The sequence below is a fragment of the Embleya sp. NPDC059213 genome (assembly GCF_042754445.1).
In the GTDB taxonomy this organism is placed as follows: Bacteria; Actinomycetota; Actinomycetes; order Streptomycetales; family Streptomycetaceae; genus Embleya.
This window is the reverse complement of sequence record NZ_JBHZAV010000265.1, coordinates 1-10,163: the sequence shown is the minus strand read 5'-3', so window position 1 is coordinate 10,163 and position 10,163 is coordinate 1. Positions and strand designations below refer to the sequence as shown.

Sequence of the window (10,163 nt, the reverse complement as noted above, 5' to 3'; positions counted from 1 at the left end):
CCCCGCCGGCCGCGGCGGCGCACCACCCGCCACCCGCCCCGGGTGCACGGCGAGTTGCCGGCGGGTTCCGGCCGAATCGCGGACCCGGTGGTCGATGCCGCCGATCGCCACCGGCGGATCCGCCGTGGTGCACCCGGCCGGGTACTCCACCCCGCCGACCGCGTCGCGCCAAGTCCCGCTCCACGCCGCGCAGATGGGCTGCCCGGCCGGACCCGGCGGCGGCGGCGTGCGGTCGGGTGGGATAGCGTCGCGCGTATGTCCGAAGCCCCGAGGATTCGTCCCTGCCTTCCCGTCGACGCGGACGCCGCCGTCGACGTCTGGTCCCGGGCGAGCCGCATCGCGCATCCGTTCATCCCGAACGAAGGCGCGGGTGAGCGCGAGCGGGAGATGCGCGAGACCTACCTCGTGCACGCCGACAATTGGGTCGCCGAGGCCGACGGTCGGGTGGTCGGGCTGCTCGGGCTCATCCTCGGCGAGATCGACGGCGTGGTCTGCGGTGAGATCGGCGGCCTGTTCGTGGCGCCCGAGGCCCAGGGCACCGGCGTGGGCCGGCTGCTCGTCGAACACGCGGCGACGCTGCACAGCGCGTTGACGCTGGACGTGTACGAGAAGAACAGCCGGGCGCGCCGCTTCTACGCCCACGTCGGTTTCACCGAACACAGCCGTCGCGCCGACGCGGCCCACGACGAGATCCTGCTCAAACTCGTTCGCCCGACGCCACCCGGCTGAGCGGGGCTCGCCGGACGACGGGCGCCGGTGTGCCGGCCCGACTCCCGCGCTACGGGCCGTAGTCCCGGCCGACGACGAGGGGTTGCCCGGCCGAATCGGCGACGGCCAGGTCCCGTCCGGCTTCGATCCGGCCGTGCACCGTGTACTGGTAGCAGGGAAACCGGATGCAGACGACCGGGTGACGGACGCCGTACAACACCGGAAACCCGGTGCGGTTGGCGATCGAGAGCGCCGGGCCGGTGACGGTGTATCCGGCGTCGCCGTGCTCCTCGATGTCCCGCGCGGGCACCACGGTTCGCGTCCCGGTGAGGTCGTGGCCACTGTGGACACACAGACTGGCCGCCGGGCACGACTCCGGGTCGACGGCGTCCGCGCAGGCGGTCGGGGCGAGGGCCAACACGCCCACGAGCAGGCCGGCTGCCGCCGCGGCACCGGTGCCCGATGTGCACATCACGCGAGTGTCCTCACTCTCGATGACCCGGCGGACGAAATGCCGGACCGGGCATGATCCTTGCGGCCGGTGACGCAGAGGCCGATCATGGTCGGGCCGCCGATGCCGCCGACTCGGGCGAGCCGTTGCGGGGAGTCGGCGAATTGGGTGCGGGCGCCGACCGCGACCGGCCCCGCACGCAGTCGCCCGTGATGAGGTCGAACACCGGTCCCGGCACCGGTATTTGGGCCGTCGCCCACCCCTGCTCGCGGTCGACCAGCCGGTCCATGGACACCATCCGGCCGGAGAACACGGTGATCGGGCAACCTCGCCATCGTTTTCCGCCCGCTGCTCAGTCGGCGGTCAGCCGCAGGACCAGGTTGGCCCGATCGATGGCCTCCAGGACGGGGGCGGGGGCGACCTCGGCCGCGCGAGCCGCCTCGGCGAGCGCGTCGGGATCGGACCGGGCCAGGTCGGCCACCGTGCGGTCGCCGAGCAGGTCGGCCAGCCGCGCGGTCCGGGAGACGCCGAGCAGGTGGCGCGCGGGCATGCCCCGGACCTCCGCAGGCCCGCCGGCGGCCAGGATCTCCCGGGTGTGGGTCGAGGCGAAGGCGTGCGCGAGGGCCTGGCGGGTGACCTCGGTCCAACCCACGGCCTCCCGGCCGTCACCGGGTTGCCCGCAGTAGAACCCGAACCCGCCGAACGAGGCGGTGAATCGACGGTTGCGCAGTTGGTCCACGCTCGGCGTCCCGTCGGCGGCGACGGTGAAGTCGGCCAGCACCACCCAGGGTTGACTCGGACACGGCGGACACGGGCGGGTGCCGGTCTCGTTGATCCGGGACGAACAACCGGTGGTCTCGCCACGCGGGTCGTCCTCGCCGTGCACGTATACCTCGGGCAGCGTGTCCAGCACGCCGAGCCGAAAGCCCTCGCGGACCCGGCTGTACTCGCACGCGGTGTCCTCGCAGCCGCAGCCGGCCGCCGCCACCGGCACCGTCAGGCATTCGTCGTAGCGCACCGCGAGGTAGTACGTCCGGCCGGGGTCGCGCCGCTCGCGCACCGGCGCACACCACGGGTCGGCCGGCGGCGGGCACCCGTCGGTGCCGCCCGGCAACGCGTCGCGCACGTCCACCCTGACCCGGTGGTCGACCACGATCTCGTCCCCGTACGGGCCCAGCACATAGCCGGGCGAGACGTCCAGCAGCCAGGGCAACCGGCCGCCGTCGCCGAAACCGACCGCGCGCACACCCACCCCGCACACCACGCCCCACCCGTGCAGCACCCGGTTGTGCCGGCGCATCCGGTCCAGCAGCCAGACGCCGGTCTGGGCCAGATCCTCGGGGCCGACGAGTTGACCGCCGAACCAGCGCGGGCGCAGCCGCCCGCCGGCACTCCCGGCCAGGCAGTCGCCGCACCCGCAGGACGCGGAGCCGCCTCCCCCGCCGCCGCCCCCGTCACAGCCGCATCCGCAGCCGCCTTGCCCGGCCACCGCAATGGGCCGGATCGTCTTCTCGTGCCCGCTCAACGTCCCTCAACTCCTCGATGTGCGTCGTCTCGATGGCGCCGCGCGCCCGAACTCCCGGGCCGCCGGGCCGCTCCGGGCGCTCCCGGGCGCGGGCGCCGTGCGGCGCCCGGGTCGGCGGTCACTGCGGTGCCACCTCGAACGCGAGGTGCACGAACCCGCCGGGGTCGCCGTCGAACAGGTCGACCGCGACGCTCGACCGGGCGCCGAGCGCGGCGATCCGCGGCGCCGGCGACAGGCTCTGCTGCCCGGACCAGATCGAGAAGAGCGTGTGGTTGTCCAGCCCGGTCCCCACGAAGACCGCGTCCAGCGGCAGGGTCGGCTCGTCCGCGCCCACCGGCGGCACCGCGCTCGCCGTCGACGAGCGCACCTGGAGCAGGAACACCGCGGCCGGTTCGCCGGCGGAGGGCAGCCGCGCCCCCTCCGCCTCGAATGTGTACGTCACCGACTCCGCCTCCGGATCCGCGTCGGACCCCCGCCGCGCCCCGGATCCCAGCTCCAGGCGGCGGAAGCCGGCGAGCCGATCCCCATCGCGCAGCGCCTGGAACAGGCGGACCCAGCCGTCCGGTTCGGCCGTCGCGGCGTCGGCGAGCGCCCGATCCACCGTGAGTTCGACGTGCGGGGCGCGGGCGAACCGGGTCAGGTCCGGGTGCAGCGGCCCGGCGGCGTCCAGGCGCGATCCGCCCTGCGGCCACACCCGCAGCAGGCGCGGGCCGGTCGCGACCCTCGCGGTCGGCGGGGGCGGTGGCGCGAACACGTGCAACTCGCCGCCCTGCGTGCCGTTCCCGGTCGGGAACGGCGGCACCGCGGCGAGCGGCGCCCGGTCGATCAGCGCGGCCAGGCCGGTGTCCTTGGCGTTGCCGGGGGCCATCGCCCACAGCGTGTTGCGGTCCTCGGCGGTGAGCCCGGTGCCCACCAGATCGGGGTCCACGGCCAGGCCGTCCGGATCCTGTGCCTTCGGCGGCCCGGAGACCGCCACCCGGGAGCCGACCACGAACACGGTCTGGGTGAGCAGCCCGTTGCCGTCGAGTTCGACGGTGTACGCCGCGCCCTCGCCGCCGGGCGGCACGGTGACCCGGGTGAGGGCGCCGGCGGCCCGGGTCAACTTCAGCCGGCGCGCCCCGGTGTGGTCGAGCTGCCACAGGCCCAGCCACGGATTCGGCGCGTCGAACGCCGCGTCGACCAGTTGGCGATCGAAGGCGATCTCCAACCGCTTGTCGGCCACGAACGCTCGCCACGTGGCGGGCGTCGCGCCGGCGCCGACCTGCGGCCACAGCGCGGTGATCCGAGGCGGGAGGGTGCGGCCGGCGCAACACGCGTCCACCCGCCCGGCCAGGCACATCAGCAGGTCGAACAACACCCGGTTGGAGTACACGACCGGCCGCGCGGTCACCGCGTCCAGATCCGGCGCGCCCTCCGGGGAGTAGGTCACCGTGGCCAGGACCAGGCAGTCGTCGTCGCACCCGCACTCGTGCTCGACCGTGTCCGCGACCTGCTCGCGCCGATCGAAGTGCGCGCCGGGCCGGGCGGGGAAGATCGCCGCGCACTGCTCCTCGCTCAGCCCGACCTCGTCCGGCTCGCCCGCGGTGATCCGGATCAGGAAGCGCTCCAGGGTGAGCGAGGGCACACACTCCTCGCGCACCTCGCAGTCCACCACCGGCGTGCGGACGAACTCGCTCCCGCACTCGTGCCGACACAGCCGCACCGCGACGGTGCCGTCCCGAACCGGTTGGCCGTGCGGTGCGCCGGCGCAGTCGGTGGGTTGGTACGGCTCCTCGATCCGCACCGGGCGATCCACCACGATCAGCCGGCCGTGCCCGTCCACCGCCGCGCCGGGGAAGACGGTCACCGTGCCGTCCTCCTGCAACTCCGCGTCCAGGCCGCACAACACGCCGGGGCCCAGGCCCAGCCGGGCCAGCGTGGCGGCGGTCTGTCGGTGGTAGTCCTGTTCGAGGTTCCAGTGCCGGACGTCCATCAGCTTGCCCGGGTAGAACCGGTTGCGTACCGGCGGCGCGGGAGCCCCGTCCGCACCTGCGTCGCAGCCGCATCCCGTGTCCGCCGCGTGGTCCTGACGGTGCTGACTCACTTGTGCTCAACCCCTTGGAGATGGTCGGGTGGTCGACCCGCGACCGCCTGGTGTGGGAAGCGTCGTGTCGAGCCGTGTCTCGACGGGACCGCCGACGTGCGCCGGGGCCGGTCCGGGCAACCGGATCGCGGTGCCGAGCGCGGGGCCGGCACCCGCGGCCCAGTCCGGCGGCGGGCCGGCCACGTGGGTGTCGATGCCGACCCGTCCCGGGATCGCGCCGTGCCGTTCGACCCGCACCCGGGCGAACACGTGTGCCGGGCGCTCCCGTTCCACCACGCGGGCGATCTCGGGCAGCGCGTCGGCGTGGGTCGGCGGGACGTGCACGCACACCCGGTGCGCGAACGCGGTGTACAGCGGCAGTCCTCGGTCCTGCGCGGGGACCAGGTGGGCGCCGTCGAGCACGGCCGTGGCGTCGAGCACCGGCGGCCCCGGATCCGCGACGTGCACCGCGGTGTCCCGGCCGAGGCCGCCGCTGCCCAACCGCCAGACGCCGGCCGCCGACAGCGGTTCGGACAACCGCACGGTGACGCCGGTCTCCCGGGCGACCGCCTCGATCAGCCCGGCGGGCGTGCCGCGGCGACCGTGCGCGGCGTACGCGCCGGCGATGTCCGCGCGGCGGGCGGCCGGGTCGGCGGGGCGCGACGGCGCGGCGTCCACCCAGCGGGCCAGCCGGTCCAGCCACGGGTCGTCCGGGCGGTCCGGGGCGGAGCCGGGGTCGAGCGAGGCGGGCAGTTCCTCCAACTCGCGCACCGACGCGTCGTGCGCGCCGGCGAGCAGGCCCAGCAGTCGGCCCAGCGTGCCCGAGCCGTCGTCGTCGCCGGTGTACGCGGCGGGCAGCGCGTCCAGCAGGCCCCGGCCCACGTGTTCGACCCGCACGTCGTCCACGCGCGGGGTGCCGCGTCCGTCGCCGAGCAGTTCGACCGCGATCCACAACCGGGCCCCGGACGGGGCGGGGCCGACCAGTACGCGTACGTCCAGGCCCGGCAACGGGCCGGCCCGCCAACGGCCCGGGGCGGTCGGCACCGGCGCGTCGTCCGGATCCGCGCTCGCCGGATCGGGCGGATCGGGCGGGGCGCCGGCGGGCGCGAGCATGGTCCACAACCGTACGTGCGTGCCGGGCGGCGCGGGTTCGGCGAGCAACACCCGGACGCGGTCCCAGTGTTCGATGCCGGGCGGCTCGATCGGCGCGGGCAGCACGACGACGCCGCGGGTACCGGTACGCCGCGGGCCCAGTCGGGCGATCCCGCCGGGGCCGGCCACGAACACCCGCCCGCGTCGGTCGACGGCGATCCCGGCGAGGTCGCCGGCGGCCACCAGCCGGGCCGGCGCGCCGTCGTCCGGGACCAGCACGACCCCCGGTCCGGGTCGCTGCCGGGCGCCGCCGGCCACGAGCACCCCCTCGGGCACCCGGACCGCGGCCAGGCCGCCGACCCGCTCCCGGGCCGCGCGCAGCACCGGATCCTCGGCGGGCGGCGGGTCGGTCCACGGGGCGAGGTACTCGCCGGTGTCGGCGCGCACGACCACACCCCGCGCCCGGTCCGGCTCGTCCCCCACCACCAACAGCCGCCCGCCGTCCAGCAGCCACAACCCGCGCGGCCGACGCGGCGCCGCCGGATCGCCGGTCGCCACGTCCAAACAGCCCAGCACGCACACCACGTGGTCGCAGCCGTCCACCCGCAACACCCGGCCGTGCCCCGGATCGGCGACCACGATCGTGCCGTCGGCCGCGACCACCAGCCCCAACGGCCCACCCGCCGGATCGAGATCGGCGCTCGCGATCGGTTCCAGGGCCGCCGTACCCGGGCTCAGTACCACCCGCTCGCCGTCCGCGTACACCCCCTCGAAGCGGGCTCCGGGCCAGCGCCCCAGCGCGTTGACCCAGCGGTAGCCGGCCACGCCGCTCACGCCCCCTCCACCCCCATCCACGCGATGTGCCAACCCAGTTCGCTCCGCACCAGGTTCGGCGTCTCCAGGTCCGCGAGTACCGCGGCCGGATTGAGCGGCAACGTCGTGGTGCCCCCGACGACACCGCCGATCCGCCCGGCGGGCAGCGGCACCAGCACGGTCAGCCGCCCCGGCTCCGCGTCGGCCACATACGGCGTGCCGTCGAGCACGCACGCCTGACCACCGGGCGCGGCGGACGCACTCAACTCCCGGTCGCCATCCAGCCGGACCGTGTAGGCGGGCGTGTCCCCGAACCCCGCCGCAGCGGTGTCCACCACCGTGCGCAGCCCGATCACCACCCCCGAGGCCGAGTCCTGGACGGCCGTCCACACGGTGCCGAACGCACTCGTCGCACCCGTGGCCACGTACGGCGTCGGCAGCACCGCCAGCACCCGGCGCCCGGCCGGATCGGGCGGCGCGGTCAGCGCGCAGCCGCGCACCGCCACCGTCGCGAGCAACACGTCCAGCCCTTCGCGCAGTTCGGCCGGCGTCCGCCACGCGGCCGTCGGGCCGTCGGCGAACCGCACCGCCCCGACCACCCCGCAGGCGCCGGCCCGGGTGCGCACATCCGCCTCGTCGTCCTCGGTCCAGCGCAACGTCAGGCAGAACACCACGTCGCCGCCGTCCGGCCCGGCGGCCACCGCCGGCACGTCCAACTCGGCGCCGTCGGACAGGATCAGATCCCGGCCGAACGCGTCCAGCGCGTAGCCCGCACCGATCGCGACCCGCTTGGCGCCCCGGGCACCGGTGACCTCCAGACCGAGCGCCACACCCCACCCGTGCAGCACCCGGTTGTGCAACCAGCGCCGCGAACGCTCCACCGCGACCGCGTCGTTCAGGTCGGCGGCGGCGAGCACTTGGCCGCCGAAGAAGGTCGGGCGATGGGTCGGCGGCAGCGCCGCGCCACTCGTGGTCGGGCCGGTCATGCGGACGTTCCCCTCACTCGTGGACCCGGCCGAACGCCGGGCGGATCACCGGCACGGCCCTCGACCGCCGCCGGACCGCGAAGTCCGCGCGGCACGTATACCACCGGCCGGGTACACGGCACCGGGCACGGCGGGTCGGCCGGCCCGGACAGTGCCGGGACCGGTCGCGCGCCGAGCACGGCCGTCCAGGCGAACGCGATCGGCACGGCCGAGACCTTCGGCTGCTCGTCGACGTCGCCGGACTCGGGCAGCGCGTGCCGCACGACGACGCGGAAACCGGTCCGGTCGACCTCCGCGACCTGCACGGTGCTGCCGCCGGTCCCGGCCGGCGACGGCCCCTCGGCGGTGACGAAGACCTGTGGCACGTCGGCGAACGCCCGCGCGAAGTCGACCCGCGCCGACCACTGCGCGCGCGAGCCCTCGGCCGCGATCGCACCCCGGGCCGCCCGCCCCGCGAGCACCACGGTCGGACCGGGTCGGTGCGCGCTGCGCCGGGCCCCGTCGCCGACCTGCAACCGGCCGGTGTCGGTGCGGTACACCGCGAGCGGCACGTCCCCCGGCCCGGCGACACCACCGGGCTCCACCAGGCACGCCCGCCCCCGCGGCCCACCCCGCTCGGGACGCAACACCACCGACACCGGCCCGGACCCCGCGACCGACACCGAGACCACGTCATCGGCACCGAGCACCACCAACTCCCCGGCACGCGTGAGCGCCACGCCGGGTTCGACCAGCACCCGCCCGTCACCGATCGCCCACACTTCGAGCCCCACCGCGACACCCCACGTGCGATGCGCGGCGCGGGTGTGCCGAGCCAGGACCGTCGCCTCGTTCGCGGTGAGGTCACGCACATCGGCGGCCCCCAACCGCACCCCGGACTCCTCGACCACCCGATCCGCGACCCCGGTCATCGACCCACCTCCGCGCGGGCGGTACGCACCGTGTGGGTGCCGGGGACCACGAGCGCGGTCGGTGGCACGCACAGGCCGGCGCAGCCCGGGGGGCCGTCGTCGGCGCGCAGTGCGAGGGCGGTGACGTGGTCCACGCCGGGGGCCTCGTCCAGCACGCGCAGCACCTCGCTGCGGTGTACGTCGCGGCCGAACGGCCAACCGGTGCCGTGTGGTCCGCCGGTGATCGGGTGCAGGAACGTGTCCAGCGCGGCCCGGACCGCTGCGGTCGTCGCGCCCGGATCGGCGCCCGGGAGCAGCGCCACGCTCACCTCCGCGCTCACCACGACATAGCGCGGCCCAGTGACGAACAGGCGGGTGCCGGTGGTGCGCAGCCCGGCCAGGTGTCGGCGCACCACGCGCAGCAGGCCGGCGGTGGGTTCGGGGCGGCCTCGCGGGAGGGTGGGCAGCACGACCACGCTCACGCAGCCCGCCGCGACCAGGCCGGGCAGCCGCGGGTCGGTCTCGGCGAACGCGCGGACCCGGGCGATCCGGGCGCCGGGGGTGTCCAGGGCGCAGCGCTCGACGCCGGCCAGGGTCACCGCGCGTTCGGGCGGGGCGAGCCGAAGCACCGCGGCGCGGGGCAGTTCGTCCAGGGAGTGGGCGTCGGTCGCGGCGAGCGCGTCCACGAGGCGTTCGTGCGCCCACAGCGCCCGTTCGGCGCGGGCCGCGGCGGCGGCGGTGTCCTCGGCGTCGGCGCCGCCCACCGCCGGGCCGACCAGGGTGACGGTGAGCGCGCCGGGGGCGGGCGGCACGCCCAGGAGTACGCGGGTGCGGGCGTCGGGCGCGAGGACCACGGGCGCGGGCGGGGCCAGGGCCGCGCCGCGCGCTCCGGAGGTGGTGCGGTAGGCGGCGAGCACGGTGCGGCCGAGTTCGGGCACTCGGCCCGCGCGGCCGTCGCCGAAGGTGAGCGTGCCGGTCGGGGCGTCGAGCACGGCGTGCAGGTCGGTGCGACCGGCCGCGTCCAGATCGGGGACCAGCCGGACCGGTTCGACGCCGCCCGCCGGATCGGCCAACCACACCCGGTACGGCCCCGGCGTCGCCCCGTCCGGCGCGATCGCGCCGCCGGGCAGGACGAACGTCTGCTCGGGTGCGCCGTCGCCGACGCCCGCCGCGACGAGTTCGGCCACCAGTCGCCCGGGGGCCGCCGACGTCGGCGCGATCCAGCGCAGGATCCGCACCACCGGCGCGGCCGGGTCGTCGGTCCGCACGGTACGTACCAGGCGCGCCGCGTCCACGGTGATCGCCAGCGGCACCAGGGCGCCTTCGACCAGGGCCGCCGCGCCGACGAGCACGGCCGTCGGGGCGACGTCGTAGCCGCCGACGGCCGCCGTGGCCAGGACCGCCTCGACCGCGTCGGCGACCACCCGGCGCACCCGCGGCGGCGCGTCGGGCCGGCCCCGGTCGAGCCGGCAGCGCAACCAGGCCCGGCTCCCGGCCGCGCCGAGCGGCTCGACCGGCAGCCCGGCCGACCCGATCCGCAGCCGCACGGCACCGGATCGGCTCAACGCCGCAGTGCGATCCACCACATCCCCGAGCGGTTGCCAGACCCCGTCCACACACAGCTCCGACCCACACC

At 76.3% G+C, this 10,163-nt stretch carries 7 protein-coding genes and 1 pseudogene; 1 reads left to right on the top strand and 7 read right to left on the bottom strand.

The features are described 5' to 3' along the window. The first annotated feature begins 255 nt into the window (after nt 1-255). A complete protein-coding gene (locus ACFXMF_RS44375; RefSeq protein ID WP_360318087.1) occupies nt 256-729 on the top strand; it encodes a GNAT family N-acetyltransferase in 474 nt (157 codons plus the stop codon). 49 nt (nt 730-778) lie between these two features. On the opposite strand, the gene ACFXMF_RS44370 is transcribed toward ACFXMF_RS44375, so the two are convergent. The 7 genes and pseudogenes from ACFXMF_RS44370 to ACFXMF_RS44340 form a co-directional block, all read right to left on the bottom strand. Beyond that, entirely contained in the window at nt 779-1,180 is a 402-nt protein-coding gene (locus ACFXMF_RS44370) for a peptidase inhibitor family I36 protein (protein WP_360318089.1), read from the bottom strand. A 331-nt stretch (nt 1,181-1,511) separates the two neighbouring features. Continuing rightward, nucleotides 1,512-2,684 (bottom strand): hypothetical protein, encoded by a 1,173-nt coding sequence (locus ACFXMF_RS44365; protein WP_360318092.1) that lies wholly within the window; start codon nt 2,682-2,684, stop codon nt 1,512-1,514. A 118-nt stretch (nt 2,685-2,802) separates the two neighbouring features. Continuing rightward, nucleotides 2,803-4,767, bottom strand: coding sequence for a hypothetical protein (locus ACFXMF_RS44360; RefSeq protein ID WP_379988959.1), 1,965 nt, complete (start codon nt 4,765-4,767; stop codon nt 2,803-2,805). Nucleotides 4,768-4,773: 6 nt separating this feature from the next. Next, entirely contained in the window at nt 4,774-6,672 is a 1,899-nt protein-coding gene (locus ACFXMF_RS44355) for a phage tail protein (protein WP_379988960.1), read from the bottom strand. After that, nucleotides 6,669-7,637: a hypothetical protein gene (locus ACFXMF_RS44350; protein WP_360318098.1), complete on the bottom strand. Its 969-nt coding sequence runs from the start codon at nt 7,635-7,637 to the stop codon at nt 6,669-6,671. The genes ACFXMF_RS44355 and ACFXMF_RS44350 overlap by 4 nt, the downstream gene beginning before the upstream one ends. Then, the gene (locus tag ACFXMF_RS44345) at nt 7,634-8,548 is read right to left on the bottom strand and encodes a hypothetical protein (RefSeq protein WP_379988961.1); all 915 of its coding nucleotides are present in this window, start codon (nt 8,546-8,548) and stop codon (nt 7,634-7,636) included. Before ACFXMF_RS44345 ends, ACFXMF_RS44350 begins: the two co-directional genes overlap by 4 nt. After that, nucleotides 8,545-10,163 (bottom strand): annotated as a pseudogene (locus tag ACFXMF_RS44340) (hypothetical protein); the annotation flags it as partial. The gene ACFXMF_RS44345 and the pseudogene ACFXMF_RS44340, both read right to left, overlap by 4 nt.